The 17,515-nt window shown below is 59.7% G+C and carries 16 protein-coding genes and 1 pseudogene; 6 read left to right on the forward strand and 11 right to left on the reverse strand.

Translation table 11 applies throughout. The features are described from left to right. Window positions 1–27: 27 nt before the first annotated feature. The 5 genes from AC1D17_RS24165 to repC all read left to right on the forward strand — a co-directional run bounded on the left by AC1D17_RS24165 (window position 28) and on the right by repC (window position 5,735). Window positions 28–432 carry a PIN domain-containing protein gene (locus AC1D17_RS24165; RefSeq protein ID WP_477567844.1) on the forward strand — a complete coding sequence of 135 codons (405 nt, stop codon included), beginning with the start codon at window positions 28–30 and terminating at the stop codon, window positions 430–432. A 19-nt stretch (window positions 433–451) separates the two neighbouring features. Further along, window positions 452–1,540 carry a site-specific integrase gene (locus AC1D17_RS24170; RefSeq protein WP_477567830.1) on the forward strand — a complete coding sequence of 363 codons (1,089 nt, stop codon included), beginning with the start codon at window positions 452–454 and terminating at the stop codon, window positions 1,538–1,540. A 597-nt stretch (window positions 1,541–2,137) separates the two neighbouring features. Next, complete coding sequence (repA, locus tag AC1D17_RS24175) at window positions 2,138–3,337, forward strand: plasmid partitioning protein RepA (RefSeq protein ID WP_477567831.1); 1,200 nt, start codon at window positions 2,138–2,140, stop codon at window positions 3,335–3,337. Between the two features lie 3 nt (window positions 3,338–3,340). Continuing rightward, on the forward strand, window positions 3,341–4,366 hold the full coding sequence (gene repB, locus AC1D17_RS24180; RefSeq protein ID WP_477567832.1) for a plasmid partitioning protein RepB: 1,026 nt from the start codon (window positions 3,341–3,343) through the stop codon (window positions 4,364–4,366). A 154-nt stretch (window positions 4,367–4,520) separates the two neighbouring features. Further along, window positions 4,521–5,735 carry a plasmid replication protein RepC gene (gene repC, locus AC1D17_RS24185; RefSeq protein WP_477567833.1) on the forward strand — a complete coding sequence of 405 codons (1,215 nt, stop codon included), beginning with the start codon at window positions 4,521–4,523 and terminating at the stop codon, window positions 5,733–5,735. A gap of 143 nt (window positions 5,736–5,878) precedes the next feature. Here repC and AC1D17_RS24190 read toward each other — a convergent pair whose 3' ends face one another. Further along, the gene (locus tag AC1D17_RS24190; protein ID WP_477567845.1) at window positions 5,879–7,876 is read right to left on the reverse strand and encodes a putative bifunctional diguanylate cyclase/phosphodiesterase; all 1,998 of its coding nucleotides are present in this window, start codon (window positions 7,874–7,876) and stop codon (window positions 5,879–5,881) included. A 306-nt stretch (window positions 7,877–8,182) separates the two neighbouring features. Here AC1D17_RS24190 and AC1D17_RS24195 point away from each other — a divergent pair, with 306 nt between their 5' ends. After that, window positions 8,183–9,226: a class I SAM-dependent methyltransferase gene (locus tag AC1D17_RS24195; RefSeq protein ID WP_477567834.1), complete on the forward strand. Its 1,044-nt coding sequence runs from the start codon at window positions 8,183–8,185 to the stop codon at window positions 9,224–9,226. A gap of 42 nt (window positions 9,227–9,268) precedes the next feature. On the opposite strand, the gene AC1D17_RS24200 is transcribed toward AC1D17_RS24195, so the two are convergent. The 10 genes and pseudogenes from AC1D17_RS24200 to AC1D17_RS24245 all read right to left on the reverse strand — a co-directional run. Then, window positions 9,269–10,546: an L-fuconate dehydratase gene (locus AC1D17_RS24200; RefSeq protein WP_477567835.1), complete on the reverse strand. Its 1,278-nt coding sequence runs from the start codon at window positions 10,544–10,546 to the stop codon at window positions 9,269–9,271. Window positions 10,547–10,629: 83 nt separating this feature from the next. Then, a complete protein-coding gene (locus AC1D17_RS24205; protein ID WP_477567836.1) occupies window positions 10,630–11,475 on the reverse strand; it encodes a fumarylacetoacetate hydrolase family protein in 846 nt (281 codons plus the stop codon). A gap of 23 nt (window positions 11,476–11,498) precedes the next feature. Next, entirely contained in the window at window positions 11,499–12,233 is a 735-nt protein-coding gene (locus tag AC1D17_RS24210; protein ID WP_477567837.1) for an SDR family oxidoreductase, read from the reverse strand. A gap of 14 nt (window positions 12,234–12,247) precedes the next feature. Beyond that, a complete protein-coding gene (locus AC1D17_RS24215; protein WP_477567838.1) occupies window positions 12,248–12,697 on the reverse strand; it encodes a MaoC/PaaZ C-terminal domain-containing protein in 450 nt (149 codons plus the stop codon). Further along, window positions 12,694–13,779, reverse strand: coding sequence for a Gfo/Idh/MocA family protein (locus AC1D17_RS24220; RefSeq protein ID WP_477567839.1), 1,086 nt, complete (start codon window positions 13,777–13,779; stop codon window positions 12,694–12,696). Before AC1D17_RS24220 ends, AC1D17_RS24215 begins: the two co-directional genes overlap by 4 nt. Then, entirely contained in the window at window positions 13,772–14,101 is a 330-nt protein-coding gene (locus AC1D17_RS24225) for an L-rhamnose mutarotase (protein ID WP_477567840.1), read from the reverse strand. Before AC1D17_RS24225 ends, AC1D17_RS24220 begins: the two co-directional genes overlap by 8 nt. 12 nt (window positions 14,102–14,113) lie before the next feature. After that, window positions 14,114–15,226 (reverse strand): mandelate racemase/muconate lactonizing enzyme family protein, encoded by a 1,113-nt coding sequence (locus AC1D17_RS24230; RefSeq protein ID WP_477567841.1) that lies wholly within the window; start codon window positions 15,224–15,226, stop codon window positions 14,114–14,116. A gap of 10 nt (window positions 15,227–15,236) precedes the next feature. Next, window positions 15,237–16,334 (reverse strand): ABC transporter ATP-binding protein, encoded by a 1,098-nt coding sequence (locus tag AC1D17_RS24235; RefSeq protein ID WP_477567842.1) that lies wholly within the window; start codon window positions 16,332–16,334, stop codon window positions 15,237–15,239. 4 nt (window positions 16,335–16,338) lie between these two features. Beyond that, entirely contained in the window at window positions 16,339–17,205 is an 867-nt protein-coding gene (locus AC1D17_RS24240) for a carbohydrate ABC transporter permease (protein ID WP_477567843.1), read from the reverse strand. Next, window positions 17,205–17,515, reverse strand: a pseudogene (locus tag AC1D17_RS24245) (sugar ABC transporter permease); the annotation flags it as partial. The gene AC1D17_RS24240 and the pseudogene AC1D17_RS24245, both read right to left, overlap by 1 nt.

Raw genomic sequence — 17,515 nt, forward strand, 5'->3', positions numbered from 1 at the left:
ATCGTCCAGCCGTGGTCCGGCCGTCTGATGTATCTTGTCGATACCAGCGTCATATCCGCGGCGATCCGCGGTGCACCGGAAGCGGTCGCGTGGTTGCGCGCCCAGGACCCAGCTGCCGTCTATCTCAGCGTGGTCACGCTCGGTGAAATCATGCACGGCATTGCCTTGAAGCAAACGACAGACCGGAGAGCCGCTGTTGACCTTGACGAATGGCTGCGCAAGCTCAGGCATGACCATGCCGGGCAAATCCTTCCGGTCACCGATCAGGTAGCCGTCGCGTGGGGACGGCTTGCTGCCCTGCGGCCGCGCAGTGACGCAGACGGGTTGATCGCAGCGACTGCGATTGTTCATGATCTTATTGTCGTTACCCGCAACGGCAATGGCTTTACTGACGCGGGCATATCGGTCATCAATCTTTGGGACCTCGCTTGATGGTGTTGAAGGTGCGAACATGACCATGGGTAAAAGCCAGACACCTTCTGCTGAAGGTGGTGCCCTCGCTCCGCTTCCGGACGTTGCCGACGTGGCTTCGGCTGATCGGCCGGGCGCACTTCCTGCCCATCTTGACGGCCTTGCCGATCGCGCGCGTGGTTATGTCGAAGCAGCCAGTTCTGCCAATACACGGCGTGCCTATGCCAGCGACTGGAAGCACTTTGCCGCCTGGTGCCGGCGCCAGTCTCTCTCGCTCCTCCCCCCTGAACCGCAGATCGTCGGACTCTACGTCACCGCCTGCGCGTCCGGTGCGGTTGGCGCGAACAGAAAGCCGAACTCGGTATCGACGATCGAACGCCGGCTTTCCTCCCTCACCTGGAATTACGCCCAGCGTGGCCAACCGCTGGATCGCAAGGACCGGCATATCGCGACGGTGATGGCGGGCATTCGCAACAGCCATGCGCGGCCGCCGGTGCAGAAGGAAGCAGTGATGCCGGAAGACATCATTGCCATGCTCGAGACGCTCGACCGCGGAACGTTGCGCGGATTGCGGGACCGCGCCATGCTGCTCATCGGTTTCGCCGGTGGTCTTCGCCGTTCGGAGATTGTCGGGCTGGACGTGAAAAAGGACCAGACGGAGGACGGACGCGGCTGGATCGAAGTGTTGGACAAAGGGCTGATCGTCACCCTGAGGGGGAAAACCGGCTGGCGCGAGGTCGAGATTGGCCGTGGTTCGTCGGATGCCACCTGCCCTGTCGCCGCGCTCGACATGTGGCTGTCGCTCGCCCGGATCGCTCACGGCCCGCTGTTTCGGCGCGTGACGGGTCAAGGCAAAGCCGTTGGTGCCGGCCGGCTGAATGACCAGGAAGTTGCCCGCCTGGTGAAGCGCGCAGCGCTGGCTGCGGGCGTGCGTGGAGATCTTACCGAGGGAGAACGGGCGCTAAAATTCTCCGGCCACTCGTTGCGCGCCGGCCTCGCCTCCTCTGCTGAGGTCGATGAGCGCTATGTGCAGAAACAGCTCGGACATGCCTCAGCCGAGATGACCCGCAAATATCAGCGGCGACGCGACCGGTTCAGGGTCAATCTGACTAAGGCTGCCGGCCTCTGAATGGCTCTTGCGGGCAACTGTCACCAAATCCGTCCAATTTGCCGGCGTCAGAAGTGCATTACTCTCTGGCTCAGCCTTCATCCGCCTGCCGGTCTATTTTGTAGCGTGGGCGGCATCCTCTGACCGCCAGCGGAGAAGGGGAGGCGCGCCCGCACCGGGGACGAGTTGTACGTGTACAACTCCGTCGGCTTCAAACCGCTTAGCAACAACCAAACCGCTATCGCGACCAGTCGGGTTGCTCTGCTCCGCGCACCGACTTCCGCCGCCGGAGGTTATATCAGGCCGCGATGCGTCCTGCCTGTCAGGCATTGGCGCCATGACGATCCGGCCGGAGCCAGCATCTTGTCGTTAGATGGCAGGAAGCCAGCTCTAGACCGGCGCGTTTATATTCTGGGGGGAAGCTCAGATAAAGGATGGCGACCTCTCGCGCTCCGGAGCGTTGTACATGTACAACAAGGACGCCCCTGAGTCGCGTGCTGCCGGTTAAACTTTTGTTAACGAAAAAGACTTTGCCACACCGGATAGAATCGGGCCTAATGAGATCAGCGCATTTTGAGCGCTAATCGAAAAATAAGCGCGGATTAAATCGGGGCCAATATGTTGAATATCGCAGGCAACAAGAACAGTGAGAGCCTGCGCTCTCTGATCTCCTCTGATGCCGAGGAATTGTCGCGCCAGTTGCAGGCGCACCAGCAACGGACGTTCCCGCCGACGGCTCAAAAAAGCATCCGTCAGTTTACGCCTGCGGAAGCCGCCGATTTCATCGGCATCCACCAGGGCTATCTCCGGCAGATCGTTGCGGATGGGCACGGCCCCGAACCCCTGGCAAACGGCCGACGCCAGTATTCAGTGCAGGACATCGAGAATCTTCGTCATCTTCTTGACGAAGGAGGGAAGGGGCCTCGTAAATACGTCCGCCATCGCCGAGATGGTGAAAAGCTCCAGGTCGTCTCCGTGATGAACTTCAAGGGCGGTTCCGGGAAAACCACGACGTCGGCGCATCTCGCCCAGTTTCTGGCTCTTCGCGGCTACCGGGTTCTTGCCATCGATCTTGATCCGCAGGCCTCGTTGTCGGCGCTGTTCGGTCACCAGCCGGAATTCGATGTGGGAGAGAACGAGACGCTTTACGGCGCCATCCGCTACGACGCTGCAAAGCGGGACGTGACGGATATCGTTCGCGCGACCTATACGCCCAACCTTCACATCATTCCTGGCAATTTGGAACTGATGGAGTTTGAGCATGAAACGCCAAAGGCTCTCGCCGGGCGGGACAAATCCGATTCCATGTTCTTTGCCCGCATTGGAGAATGCCTGGCCGAGATCGAAAGCGCCTATGACATCGTGGTGATCGATTGCCCGCCGCAACTGGGTTTCCTGACGCTGTCAGCCCTTTGCGCGGCCACCGCCGTTCTCATTACCGTGCATCCGCAGATGCTCGATGTCATGTCGATGAGCCAGTTCCTGCATATGACCGGAGACCTCCTGTCCGTTGTCGAGGAAGCCGGCGGGTCGATGGATTATGATTGGATGCGGTATCTGGTGACGCGGTACGAACCAAACGACGGACCGCAATCCCAGATGTCAGGTTTCATGCGGTCTATTTTCGGAAACCGGGTCTTGGAAAATTCGATGGTCAAATCGACCGCCATTTCCGATGCCGGGCTGACGAAGCAAACGCTTTACGAAGTGGACAGGAGCCAGTTCACCAGGGGCACATATGACCGTGCGCTCGAATCCCTCACTGCCGTGAATACGGAAATAGAAGATCTCATCAAGCGGACATGGGGAAGGAAGTAATTCATGGCCCGTAAGAACCTTTTCAGCCTGGTCGAACCGGATGTGAACCCAACGGCGGAAATTGAACCGCCGTTTGCGAATTCGCGCCCGCTCGCAGGTTTTGAGAAGCCGTTGAAGCGCGCAAGCCCCGTCGGGGCAATATCCCAGTCGCTCGGCGGCGTTCATGAGAAGGCGCAGCGCGTCGATGTGCTGGAGAAGCAACTTGCCCAGGGGCAGGCGATTATCGAGCTCGACACCGCAGTCGTGGACAGTTCGTTCGTTGTCGATCGGCTGGGGGTGAGTTCCGAGGATCAGGAGTTGCTGGTTTCTCAGATTCGCGAACACGGACAGCAGGTCCCCATTCTTGTCCGCCCGCATCCGGAGAGGGAAGGGCGCTTTCAGGTTGCCTACGGGCACCGTCGCCTGGCCGCCGTCAAGAAGATCGGCGGACCCATCCGTGCGGTTATCCGCGATCTGACAGATGAGCAGCTTGTCGTCAGCCAGGGACAGGAAAACAACGCCCGCACCGATCTGACGTTTATCGAACGGTCCTTCTTTGCATCACGCCTGGAAGAGCGGAATTTCAGCCGCGATGTCATCATGTCGGCGCTCGGCGTCGACAAGGCTGCTCTGTCGCGCATGATCGCGCTGGTGAACCGTCTTCCGGCTGAGTTGATCGAAGCGATTGGAGCCGCTCCCGGCTTTGGCCGGACACGCTGGGCCGAGCTTGCCGATCTGATCRAGGAAAAAAGCCGGAAATCGAAAGCTCTCAAGTCCATTCTTGAGCCCGGCTTTGACCGCCTGACATCAGACGCGCGGTTCCAGGCGGTCTACGACCAGCTGCGAGAGATCAGGGACAAGGCGCGAAGTGCTTTCTGGAATGCAGGCACCAGGCGAAAGGCCGTCAGGATATCCGAGACAGGCGACACATTGAGGCTTGTCTTCGACAAGACGGTTGAGCCGGAATTCGGCGCCTATGTCGAAGGCAAGCTGTCGGCGCTTTACGAGGATTTCGTGCGAGCGAAAGAGACAACTGGAACAGGAGACTGAACCGCAAAAGAAAAAGGCCCCCAAACGTTTCCGTCGTGGAAGCCCTTCTCAGAAGTTTAGCAGCTAGAGAATCACATTTCCGCGAATCATAGTCAAGAGTCTTTGGCATCGTTTTGGTGAGCAGATTTCTTTTGCCTGTTAGAAGGTGAAGAAAATGCAGGTTGGAAGTGTGACGACGCCCTTTGGGCGGCGGCCGATGACGCTTGCCATGGTGGCAAATCAGGTTTTGGCGCAGGAGATCGAGCCGGAAAAGTCGGTCGACAAGTGGAAACTCTATCGCGCTTTGTGCGAGGCACGATCGCGCCTGGGGGTAACGGACCGCGCTTTGGCCGTTATGAACGCCCTTTTGAGCTTCTACCCCAAGAATGAGCTGTCTGCCGACGGCAGCCTGGTCGTGTTTCCGTCCAATGCGCAGCTCTCTCTGCGTGCCCATGGGATGGCGGAACAAACGCTGCGCAGGCATCTGGCGATCCTTGTCGAGGCGGGGCTTCTGTCACGCAAGGACAGCGCCAATGGCAAGCGTTATGCCCGGCGGGACCGGGTCGGAACGATCGACGAGGCCTTCGGGTTTTCCCTGGCGCCGCTGTTGGCCCGGGCGGACGACATTGAGCGGCTGGCAGACGACGTTGTTGCCGAGCGATTGCATATTCAGCGGCTGCGCGAACGGTTGACCATCTGCAGCCGCGACGTCTCAAAGCTGATTGAGACCGCCCTGGAAGAGGGCATAGCCGGCGACTGGGAGACCACTCATCTGCATTATAGCGCCCTGTTGGCAGCACTCCCACGCAAGCCCTCGGCAATAGAGCTCACCGTTGCGCTGGGTGAAATCGAGGCATTGCGCGACGAAACAGCCAACCGATTGGAAATGCAGATCAATAGGCGAAAATCGAGCGGCAATCCCTTACAAAATGAGCGGCACATACAGAATTCAAATCCCGACTCTATTCCTGAATTTGAACCTGCTTCGAAAAGATCGCAGGGGGAAAGTTTCGAAATCAAGCAGCAAGACAGGCGCGAGCCGTTAAAGGCGTTCCCCCTGAGCATGGTGCTGTCGGCTTGCCCGGAAATCATCCTGTACGGTCCGGGTGGCGCCGTTTCCAGCTGGCGTGACCTCATGGGTGCCGCTGTGGTGGTGCGATCGATGCTTGGCGTCAGTCCGAGCGCCTATCAGCAGGCTTGCGAAATTCTGGGGCCTGAAAATGCTGCCGCGGTGATGGCATGCATCCTGGAGCGGGGCGGCCAGATCAATTCTGCGGGAGGCTATCTCCGGGATCTGACACGCAGAGCTGAAAAGGGTGAGTTTTCACTCGGGCCGATGTTGATGGCGCTGATGCGAACAAATGCGCCCGGACACCGAAAAGCAGGGTAGGGCAGGGCTTTTCGTTCGAACGATGCAGGCTCGTTCACCGTCAAAACCTTCATCGAGCGAACAAGCCACCCACACGGTATTCGATGCTCGGCCGACTGCCGGAGATTGACAAAAACTGCCGGGGCGGCGGAACGTCCCGCTGTCTAGGCCGGACGACGCAAACGTGCCGTTTGATTATCGATAGGGGGAGGCGAATGGAAAGCGACAGCGGGCGCCGGTCGGCCGACATGAAATCCCTGAACCTGGTCGATGCGAAATTCGCGCATAAGCTCCAGTTGCTCGTCCGTCTCAACGCCTTCGACCAAAATTTTATGGCCCCGATTGCGGACCAGCCCGATGATATCCTGCAGCATTGCCTTACCCCGCGCAGTGCTGGTGTCGTGCAGGAACGAGCGGTCGATCTTGACGGTGTCGAAGTCGATGAGGCGGAGCCAGGACAGGCCGGCAAAACCCGTCCCGAAATCGTCAAGCCAAATCCTAATCCCCAACATCTTCAAATCGCTGATGCAGCGCAGGATGTCCGAGTTCATCTCCATTTCGAGACCTTCGGTGATCTCAAAGGCGAGCCGGCCTCCCGCAACACCGGTATCTCCGAGGATCGCCGCAACCGATGTAGCGAAACCAGGCGTCTTCAGCTGAATCGGCGATACATTGACGCTGACGACACGAACATGATTGTCGATTAGGAGCTCAGTGCAGACCGTTCGGATAGCCCAGTATCCGAGATTCAAAATGGCGCCCGTCCGCTCTGCGATCGGGATGAAAAGGCCTGGAGGAACCGGCGTTCCGTCGAGCATCTTCAGGCGCATGAGAGCCTCGACGGCTTCGACGCGGCCGGACGAGACATTGCGGATCGGTTGATAGACCAGCGATACGAGGTTCTGAGCGGTGGCAATCTTCAGGAGAGCCGCGATATTTTCGCTTTCGTCACTGCTGTGTGGATCATTGGGGTCAAATAATTTGGCGCAGTTCCGTCCGCTTGCTTTGGCGCCGTACAAAGCACGATCGGCCTCGTGGATGATCTTTTCGAGTTTCGTGCCGGCTTGGCTTCGGGTGAACGCGGCGCCGACACTAACCGTTACAATCGACATGCCATCACGGCGCTGCTGGTGCAGCAAGCCCATGTTTTCCACGGTTCGGCAGATGTTTTCCGCCAGTTCTGCAACTTGCTCCAGAGTTTCAACGCGCGCGAGCACAATAAATTCTTCGCCGCCATAGCGGCCGATCGAGCCATTGTACCGCTGTATCGAATCGGCGAGGGCATCGGCAACCAGTATGAGGCAACGATCGCCTTCCTGATGGCCGTAGCAGTCATTGTACTTCTTGAAGAAGTCCACATCGATGAGGATCGCCGCAAAACTGGTGCCGTACTTCTGCCAGCCGTTCCAGTAGTCCCGCAGCCTCTGATCGATGGCCCGGCGATTTTCCAGGCCCGTCAATGGGTCGGTATTCGCTAGTCTTTGCAAAGCGTCGCCCCGTTCAGACGCCTCTTTCTGCTGAACCTTCGCCTCAAGGGCGTTCAGGAACACCTTGTACCGTTCTCGGTTCAACTTCCAGTTTACGTAGGAGGTGAAGACGAAACATGAGATGCAAAAGGTGCCGAATGCGAGTTTGTAGGAGGGATCGACAGGCGGAAAAGCCTGCAATGCCGCAAGGAAAATCACAAGAATGACGGCTGACGCAACCAGAGAGAGGCGGAACTGAAAGCTGAAGAACAGGTTGACGCTCATCATGAAGATTGCGCCGAACACCATATAGTAGGAGATGCTGATTGTGTCCGATGTCATCATCGAGGGATACAGCCAGCCGGCATAGGCCGCGACGAGGCCGGCTGCGCAGGTCGTATCGATGATATCTGCACTGGCGTTCCAGCGGACCTCGGCTTCCAATATGAAGAAGGCAATCGTTCCGATGACGAAACGGGCTGCGATCACATGTTTTGCCACGTCCGGGACAAGCAGCAGGTCGGTGATCGAGAACAGGATGTAGACGGCGATCGCGATCCACATGCCCTGTCGCGTATCCTGGCGCCGGATGCTCTGGCCCTCCTCGCGGTAGAGTGTACGAAGCTCCGCCGAGGCCGGTCGCGGCGGCTCAGCATTGAGATCAATCTCCACTACATCGGCGAGCGTGTGCTTCATGCACGTTCCATGGGGTTGCGTCGCGTCCTTCCGCGCCTGAACCGCCCGCCCGGCCACTGCCATCGCCCGAAGCATTCGCACGCGCAGGACAGAGAGGCAGCCGGCCAGGAACAGACAGCACTTTTCGGCAGAATATGGGACGTACATTAAGTTTTCCTGAATTTGCCGAAGGTCAGCGGGCTCGTGCGATATACCCAACTGATACGCGAGCGCGTTAACCATGCCACGCGGACACGAGCAATTTTTATTGGCACTGCACCCGTTTTTCTCCATAGTGTTAATGATCTATTAACGCACGAGGCTCGAGTGACCCAATTTAAGATTGCTTTTGATGGCGAAAGCCTGATCACCCCTGCGGCCATCACCAGTGAACTCTCCTCCTCCAATTCCGATCTACATTACGAGCAGCTGGCGACGGCGCGCGTAGAGGTCGCGCTGGCGTTGAAGATTGCGCAACAACAGATACAGGAGGACCAGGAGCCGGCACTGATCATCCATCGCCTGATCGGCACGCTTCACGAGATGCGCCGCAGCTATCACCATAACGTGTGGCAGGAGTTGATCCCGCTCGTGCAAAATCACCCGGTGGCGGATTTCTTTCACCAGGATCCTTTCACGCGCTGGTCGTTCATGAAGCCGCGTGGCTATTCCGGCGATGCTCAGTTGATCGACTTCATCTATGGTCATCCGAGCGTTGCGGAAGAAATCGCCAAGGCTTCGCCGCTCGGCAAGCAGCTCTATGGCTATACCAGCCAGTCACCGTCACCGGTGGCCGTGCGGGAACGGCGCGATCTCTTGACCCGCTATGTCGATGAAATTGCGACTGAAAAAGGTCCCGGCGTTGAAATTCTGACGGTGGCAGCCGGYCATCTGCGCGAGGCCGACAACTCGGTTGCCCTGCGGGAAAAGCGGATCAAGCGTTGGGTCGCCCTTGATCAGGATCCGCTCAGCGTCGGGTCGATGGTGCGGGATTTCAACGGCACCTGCATCGAGGCGATCGACGGTTCCGTTCGTGGGCTGCTCACCAAATCGCAAAAGCTCGGCAAGTTCGACTTCATCTACGCGGCGGGTCTCTACGACTACCTCGCCGACAAGGTCGCGATCAAGCTGACCCAGACATGCCTGGAGATGCTGAAGCCGAACGGCGTGTTTCTCTTTGCCAATTTTTCACGCGATGTCGACGATGACGGCTACATGGAAACCTTCATGAACTGGGCGCTGTTGCTGCGCTCCGACGTGGAAATGTGGAACATTATCAACGCCAGCACCGACCGCAACGCGGTGGAGGCGCATGTCGAGTTCGGTGCGAACCGGCATATCGTTTATGCCGTCCTCCGCAAGCGCAGCTAACGGCGGATCGTGCGGGAGCGGCATACCGCTCCCGCCATTTCATCAACCCTTGAACAGATACTGCTCAATCGAGGCTGCCTTCATCTCGATCGAGAAACCTGCTGCTTTCGGCGGCATATAGGCGGCATTCTCGATGATGCAGGGCTCCAGAAAATGCTCGTGCAGATGGTCGACATATTCGATCACCCGGCCGTCCTTGGTGCCGGACACGGCGACGTAATCGATCATCGACAGATGCTGGACATATTCGCAAAGACCGACGCCGCCGGCATGCGGCCAGACCGGCAGGTCATATTTTGCTGCGATCAGAAGAACAGCCAGCACTTCGTTCAGCCCGCCCATGCGGCATGAATCGATCTGGACGATATCGATCGCGCCTTCGGCAACGAACTGCTTGAACATGATGCGGTTCTGGCACATCTCGCCGGTGGCGACCTTGACGGCGCCAATGCCTGCGCGGATCTTGCGGTGTCCTGCAACATCGTCCGGGCTGGTCGGCTCCTCGATGAAGAACGGCTTGGCGAATGCCAGCTTGTTCACCCAGCCGATCGCCTCGTCGACTTCCCAGACCTGGTTGGCATCGATCATCAGATAACGATCCGGGCCAATGACTTCGCGGGCGATACGCAGGCGGCGGATGTCGTCGTCGAGATCGCGGCCGACCTTCATCTTGACGTGGTTGAAGCCGGCGTCGATCGCCTCTTGGCACAGGCGGCGCAATTTTTCGTCGTCATAACCCAGCCAGCCGGCGGATGTCGTGTAGCAAGCGTAACCCTCGGTCTCGAGCGTCCGGATGCGTTCGGACTTGCCGCTTTCGGCGCGCTTGAGAATGGCGACCGCTTCGTCGCGAGTGAGGACATCGGTCAGGTAGCGATAGTCGATGATATCGGCGATCTCTTCGGCCGGCATGTCGGCGACCAGTCGCCAGACGGGTTTGCCCGCCTGCTTGGCAAGCAGATCCCAGACCGCATTGACGACGGCACCTGTGGCAAGATGCATGGCGCCCTTGTCGGGGCCGATCCAGCGCAGCTGGCTGTCGCCGGTCAGATGCCGCCAGAATTTTCCGGGATGGGCAAGGATATCGCCAAGCTCTGCGCCAACAACCAGATGCTTCATCGCATTGATCGCCGCGCAGCAGATTTCGTTGCCGCGGCCGATGGTGAAGGTCAGGCCGTGGCCGGAGAGCCCATCGGGGTCGGTGTCGAGAATGACATAGGCGGCGGAATAGTCCGGATCAGGGTTCATCGCATCCGAACCGTCGAGGCTTTGCGAGGTCGGGAAGCGCAGGTCGAAGACGCGGAGATCGGTGATGCGGGTCATGGGTTTGCTCCGAAAAATATGGGCGGCAGGCTGTGGAATTTCGAATTGGCCGGCGCAAGGAAGGCGCTGCGCCGGCCAAAGCGTCAGATATCAGCCCGTGTTGTTTGCTTCTGGCTGCCCAGACCCTCGATACCGAGTTCCACGACATCTCCGGCTTTCAGGTAGCGCGGCGGTTTCATGCCCATGCCGACGCCGGGCGGCGTGCCGGTGGAGATGATGTCGCCGGGGTGCAACGACATGAACTGGCTGAGATAGGAGACGAGGAAGGCAGCGCCGTAGACCATTGTTTTCGTCGAGCCGTTCTGCACGGTTTCGCCGTTGACCTTCAGCCAGAGGTTCACGTTCTGCGGATCGGCGACTTCGTCCTTCGTCACCAGCCAGGGGCCGATCGGGCCGAACGTGTCGCAGGACTTGCCCTTGGTCCACTGACCGGAGCGCTCGATCTGGAAGGCACGCTCGGAAACATCGTGGACCGTGCAGTAGCCGGCTACATAATCGAGAGCATCGGCTTCGGACACATATTTTGCCGTCTTGCCGATGACCACGCCGAGTTCGACCTCCCAGTCGGTCTTTTCCGAACCGCGCGGGATCAGCAGATCGTCATTGGGGCCGACGATCGCCGAGGTTGCCTTCATGAAGATGACGGGTTCCGGCGGAACCGCCATGCCGGATTCGGCTGCGTGGTCGGCATAGTTGAGGCCGATGCAGATGAACTTGCCGGTTCCGGTGACGCAAGCGCCGATGCGCGGTGTGCCGGTGACGAGCGGCAGGCTTGCCGGATCGATCTTTGCCAGTGCGGCAAGCGCTGCGGGATCGATGTCCTTGCCGCCGATATCCGAGACATGGCCGGAGAGATCGCGGATCTGGCCGTTGGCGTCGAGCATTGCCGGCTTTTCAGCGCCGGGTGCGCCATAGCGAAGAAGTTTCATGAGCGTTTTCCTGTTTTAGGGCGTCAGATCGACCAGCCGCCGTCGATGTTGTAGGCTTGGCCTGTGGTGTAAGTGGCGCCGGCGAGATAGACGGCGAGGTCGGCGATTTCATCCGGCGTTCCGATCCGGCCCATTGGCTGGCGGGCGATGAAGGCCGCGCGGGCGGTGTCGTAGTCGCCCTGAGCACGCATGCGTTCCTGCAGCGACGGGCTTTCGACCGTGCCCGGGCAAATGGCGTTGCAGCGGATGCCCAGCGCAACATAGTCGGCAGCAACAGCCTTGGTCAGGCCGATGACGGCCGCCTTGGTGACCCCATAGGCGAAGCGGTTGGGCACACCCTTGATGCTGGAGGCGACCGACGACATGTTGATGATCGCGCCATCGCCGCGCGCAAGCATGCCCGGCAGAACGGCGCGTATGGTCCGGATCATTGCCTTGACGTTGAGATCGAAGGCAAATTCGAGATCGGTATCCTTCATCTCCAGAACCGTGCCGCCATGGACGACGCCGGCGCAGTTGAACAGCACATCGATGTCGCCGATCTCAGCGATCAGCGTCGAAACCGCATCGGCTTCCAGCACGTTGAGAATGTGGGTCGAGATGCCGTGTTCCTTGGCCAGATTGGCAAGCGCGTCGGCATTGATATCGGTGGCATGGACGATCGCGCCCGCCCTGGCGAAGGCGAGGGCCGACGCTTGGCCTATGCCTTGCGCCGCAGCGGTGATCAGGACTTTCTTGCCGGTCAGATTGGCGGTCATGTCATTGGCCTCTTTCAGGTTTTCTTGCGTTCGACGATAAGAATGTGATCGGCGGCGAGTACCACCTCGTCGCGTTGGTTGACGACTTCGCAGCGCTCGGTAATGCGCCCGGACGCCGGACGTTTCGGGTCGTCTTCCTTGGCCGCGATGGTGACGCGTGTGCGGATCGTATCACCGATATGGACGGGACGGACGAAACGCAACCGGTCGTAGCCGTAGGAAAACGCAACCGGATTGATCAGCGACGCGGTGAGGCCAACCCCGATGGAAAAGATCATAGTCCCATGGGCGATGCGCTGGCCACCGGGTAAGGTCTTGGCGAACTCGGCATCCATATGATGGGGAAAGAAATCGCCCGTATGTCCGGCATGCACGACGAAATCGGTCTCGGTGATCGTGCGTCCGGTGGTCAGCCGCACCGATCCGAGTTCGTAGTCTTCGAAATGGATAATCTGTTCGCTCACGGTTCAAACCTTGGCAATGGCGCAAGCGGCGTCGCCGGCTGCGCGCTGGATTGATAGGCGGCTTCGACCAGCGCCATGGTTTGCCACGCATCCTCGACGGAGCCGATCAGCACCTCGTCTTCGCCGGTGGCAAAGCGCTGCAGATTGGCCATGCGGTTGGCAAAGGCGTCAGGGAACCACGCGCCCTCAAGCGGCACGGAAACCCATTCCTCGCCACCGGCTGGGCGTATCCAAAGCTCGTCCGGCTCACCGCGCGGATAGTCGAGATTGACGCCGAGCTTGATATAGGCGGCGCCCTTCGTACCCGAAATGCGGAACTCGCAGGCCTGGAATTTGCGGCCGAAATCATGATCGTGATTGACCGAGAGAACGCAGCGCAGCCTGTCGCCATAGTCGAGGATAGCGGCCGTGCGCGTCTGCGCCACATCGTGATTGGGGTGTCCGATCGTCTTGGCGTGAACGCCGAGCGGATTGCCGATCAGACCGCGAATGAAATCCAGATAGTGGATCGAGTGCATGGCAATCTCGATACGTGGCAGGCCCTTGAGGAAAGGCCAGAGCCCCCAGGGGGTCGCCAGCGCCAGCCAGGCGTCGAGATCGACGATCTCGCCGAGAAAGCCGCGCTCGACCGCATCCTTCAAGGCCAGCATCGTCGGCGCGAAACGCAGCTGGAAATTGACCGCCGCCTTCAATTGGCGCGCGCGGCAGATCCTCAGGATTTCGGTCGCTGCTGTAAGGTCCGAGCCCATCGGCTTTTGAATGAGTGCGGCCGCACCAAGCGGCAGTCTCGACAGGATGGCGGCGTGCGCCGCAGGTGGTGTGGCGAGGTCGAAGACGGCATCCTTGACGGAAAGCGCCTCATCCTCGCTTACAAATGCGCGAATGCCCCATTTCCCGGCGAGGGAACCGGCTTTTGCGGCATCCGGATCATAGAGACCTGTGACTGGAAACCCTGCCTGCCTGTAGGCCGGCAGATGGGCATCACCGACAATGCTGCCTGCGCCGAAGATGACGACCGGCCGCGGCGTGGCTGGCTTTGGCCACCATTGGCGAAGCGTTGCAGGATCGAAATGCTCAGTCATGATGAAATACCTCTTCCATCATTGCCCACCATTCGCCTTGCCTGCGGGTGGCAAGCGGCTTCTGGCAGGGCATGCAGAACGACCACCATTCCTTGTTTCTCGGGTGTGCCGCCATCTTGGCCATGTCGGCTTCAAAATCGGTCCCGGCATATTCCCAATAGCCGAACAAAACGTTCTCCGGCTCCTTCAGGAAGATCGAATAGTTGGTGACATTGCATTCCGAGATCAGGGCAAGGATATCCGGCCACACAGTGGCATGAAGCCGCCGGTAGTCCGCTATTTTGTCCGGTTCAAGCCCGATCAGCATGCCCATGCGCTGCATTATTGTCTCCCGTCAGGCCCGGAATTCGCGGGTGAATTCTTCCACCGATCGCGATTTGACCGCATCCCAGTCCCAGGCGATGCCGATGCCCGGCTCGGATGGGGCGAGCGCCTTGCCATCGACGATCTCCATGCGCTTTTCCGTCAAATCGTCGAGCTGGGGAATATACTCGACATATTTGCCGTTCTGTATGGCGCAAACGAGGCTGACATGCAGCTCCATCAGGAAATGCGGGCAGACGGGAATGTCGAAGGCTTCCGCCGCATGGGCAACCTTCAGCCATGGCGTGATGCCGCCGATGCGGGCGACATCGACCTGGACGATCGAGCAGGCGCCCTTCTGCATATATTCGCGAAAATGGCGGATCGAATACATCGATTCCCCCACGGCAATCGGGGTCGTGGTCGAGCGCGACAGGCGGATATGGCCGTCGAGATCGTCGGCAGGCAGTGGTTCCTCGATCCAGGCGAGGTCGAGCTCCTTCAGCCGTCCGGCGCGCCGGATCGCCTCGTCGACGGTAAAGCCCTGATTGCAGTCGGTCATGATTTCGAAAGCCGGGCCGACAGCTGCGCGCACGGCCGATAGCCGGTCGTAGTCTTCAAAACCATGCGGCCGGCCGATCTTGATCTTGGAGCCGGAAAAGCCCTTGTCCTTTGCCTGCAGCGCATCATCGACCAGTGCCTGCTTGTCGATATGCAGCCAGCCGCCCTCGGTCGTGTAGAGCGGGCAACGGTCACGGGCGCCGCCGGCGAGCTTCCACAGCGGCAGGTTCTGCTTCTTCGCCCGCAGATCCCAAAGTGCTGTATCGACCGCTGCGAGGGCAAGGGCTGTAATCGGGCCGATCGTCGTTGCGTGGGTGGCAAATTCCAGCTTGTGCCAGATCGCCTCGATGCAATCGGCATCCGCGCCGATCAACAACGGTACGAGATGATCCGAGAGCAGGCGCATGACGGAGGAGCCGCCAGTGCCGATCGTGTAGCTGTAGCCCGTGCCGGTCGCGCCATCTGTATCGGTGATGGTGACGAAGGGGGTTTCCTGGCTGACAAAGCTCTGGATCGCGTCGGTGCGCTTCACCTTCGGTTGAAGGTCGACCATGCGCAGTTCAATTTTCTCGATACGGGCCATCAAGGGTTCCTCAGGCTACCAGGCTCTTGCCGGTGGTCAGGTCGAAAAGATGCGCTTGCGAGAGATCGAAGCTCATCTTGATGTTCTGGCCGGAGGGCAGGGGGCGTGGGTTGAGCATGCGAGACACCCAGTCGCGGCCGTTGAAGCCGACAAAGACCAGCGTCTCGTTGCCGAGCGGCTCCGTGATGGAAACCGGAAGCTCCAGTTCCGCAACCGCCTCGGCATCGCCGGAGTTCAGGCCATGGCCCGTCGGATAGAAATCGTCGGGCCGAAGGCCAAATGTCAGCTTCTGGCCGGCCGTCAGGCTCTGGCGAAATTTCGGCGGGATCGGCAGGGTGGCGCCGCTGGCGAAAACCAGTTTCCCATCGGAGACCGTCACGTCATCCATGTTCATCGGCGGCGAGCCGATGAAGCCGGCGACGAACTTGGTCGATGGCCGGTTGAACACCTCTTCCGGCGTGCCGATCTGCTCGATATGGCCGTCGCGCATGATGACGATGCGGTCGGACAGGGTCATCGCCTCGACCTGATCATGCGTGACATAGATCATCGTCGCCTGCATGCGGGCATGCAGTTTCTTGATCTCGGTGCGGACCTGCGTGCGCAGCTTGGCATCGAGATTGGACAGCGGTTCGTCGAACAGGAACACGTCCGGGCGGCGGACGATTGCTCGGCCCATCGCCACGCGCTGGCGCTGGCCGCCGGAAAGCTGGGAAGGGCGGCGGTCGAGAAGGTGCGACAGGTCGAGAATGGCTGCCGCATCCGCCACCTTTTCCCTGATTTCCTCGACCGGACGCCCGGCGATCTTCAGAGAAAAGCCCATGTTTTCGCCAACGGTCATATGCGGGTAGAGCGCGTAGGACTGGAATACCATCGAGATGTTGCGGGCGCGGGGCGGCAGGTCGTTGACGACATTGTCGCCGATCTCGATCGTGCCGCCGCTGACATCCTCGAGGCCTGCGATCATCCGCAGCGTCGTCGATTTTCCGCAGCCGGATGGGCCGACCAGCGCTATGAACTCGCGGTCCTTCACTTCAAGGTCGATGCCGTGCACCACTTCCAGCGCGCCGTAGCGCTTGACCAGTTTCTTGAGACTGACAGGAGCCATGAAATTATCCTTTGACCGCGCCGAAGGTGAGGCCGGAGACGAGGTGTTTTTGTATGATGAAGGTGAGCGTCAGTGCCGGAATGATCATCACGACCGCCAGCGCACACATGCCGCGCCAGTCGATGGTGAATTCGGCGGTATAGTCGAGGAGGCCGACCGGCAGCGTCTTGGAATTCACCGAACGGGTGATCTGCGAGGCCAGCGCATATTCGTTCCACGAGATCAGGAAGGCGAAGATGCCTGCCGATGCGATGCCGGGGCCTGCAAGCGGAAATTCCACCTGCCAGAAGGCTTGCCAGCGGGTGCAGCCGTCGATCTGCGCGGCTTCGGCCAGATCCTTCGGCACCTGCCGGAAGAAGCCGTCGATCAGCCAGATGGTGAAGGGGACGTTGAGGGCGACATAGGTGAGGATCAGCGCAAAATGCGTGTCGATGATGCCGGTGCGGGCAAAGATCATGAACAAGGGCAGCGACAGCGCGATCCCCGGCACGRCGCGGGTCAGCATGAAGCCGAGGAAGATCGCAGACTTGGCCTTGAACCGGTAGCGCGCGAAGGCGTAACCGCCGGCCATGCCGATCCCGAGCGCAATAAGCGTCGAGGTGATCGAGATGATCAGCGAATTGCGGAAATAGGACCAGACGGGAATGCCACCCTGGCCGGCGCCGGAAAACATCGCGCGATAGGCGTCGAGCGACAGGTCCTGCGGAATCCAGACGGGCGGCTTGGCCATGATCTCGACGGTCGGGCGCAGCGATGACAGGATGATCCAGAAGCCGGGCAGGCAGATGATCAGCATCGCCACGAAAAGGGTGATGACATGGGCGAGCGAATAGAGGCGCTTGCGCAGGCGGTGGGACGAATTGATATCCATTACCACTCAGCTCCGATCTGCTGGCGCGCGGCTGCGAGCTTGCGGAAGAAATAAACGGTGAAGAGGATCGACAGCACGATGGCGAAATAGGCCATGGCGTTGGCCAGCCCCATGCGGGCATCGCCATAGGCGGTGCGCCCGACCAGCGTCCACAACAGCTCGGTGCGCTTGGCGGGACCGCCATCGGTCATGATCTTGACGATGTCATAGGCCCTTGCGACATCCAGCGAGCGGATGGTCATGGCGATGAAGGCGAACGGCATCAGATAGGGCCAGGTGACAAAACGGAATGTCTGCAGCGGCGTGCAAC

This window comes from Pararhizobium sp. P1_E7 (genome assembly GCF_056405855.1).

Excerpts from the sequence above, each read along its gene's own strand:
- AC1D17_RS24165 (WP_477567844.1), top strand. The coding sequence starts at position 28 with ATGTATCTTGTCGATACCAGCGTCATATCCGCGGCGATCCGCGGTGCA.
- AC1D17_RS24170 (WP_477567830.1), top strand. The coding sequence starts at position 452 with ATGACCATGGGTAAAAGCCAGACACCTTCTGCTGAAGGTGGTGCCCTC.
- repA (WP_477567831.1), top strand. The coding sequence starts at position 2,138 with ATGTTGAATATCGCAGGCAACAAGAACAGTGAGAGCCTGCGCTCTCTG.
- repC (WP_477567833.1), top strand. The coding sequence starts at position 4,521 with ATGCAGGTTGGAAGTGTGACGACGCCCTTTGGGCGGCGGCCGATGACG.
- AC1D17_RS24190 (WP_477567845.1), bottom strand. The coding sequence starts at position 7,876 with ATGAAGCACACGCTCGCCGATGTAGTGGAGATTGATCTCAATGCTGAG.
- AC1D17_RS24200 (WP_477567835.1), bottom strand. The coding sequence starts at position 10,546 with ATGACCCGCATCACCGATCTCCGCGTCTTCGACCTGCGCTTCCCGACC.
- AC1D17_RS24205 (WP_477567836.1), bottom strand. The coding sequence starts at position 11,475 with ATGAAACTTCTTCGCTATGGCGCACCCGGCGCTGAAAAGCCGGCAATG.
- AC1D17_RS24210 (WP_477567837.1), bottom strand. The coding sequence starts at position 12,233 with ATGACCGCCAATCTGACCGGCAAGAAAGTCCTGATCACCGCTGCGGCG.
- AC1D17_RS24220 (WP_477567839.1), bottom strand. The coding sequence starts at position 13,779 with ATGACTGAGCATTTCGATCCTGCAACGCTTCGCCAATGGTGGCCAAAG.
- AC1D17_RS24225 (WP_477567840.1), bottom strand. The coding sequence starts at position 14,101 with ATGCAGCGCATGGGCATGCTGATCGGGCTTGAACCGGACAAAATAGCG.
- AC1D17_RS24230 (WP_477567841.1), bottom strand. The coding sequence starts at position 15,226 with ATGGCCCGTATCGAGAAAATTGAACTGCGCATGGTCGACCTTCAACCG.
- AC1D17_RS24235 (WP_477567842.1), bottom strand. The coding sequence starts at position 16,334 with ATGGCTCCTGTCAGTCTCAAGAAACTGGTCAAGCGCTACGGCGCGCTG.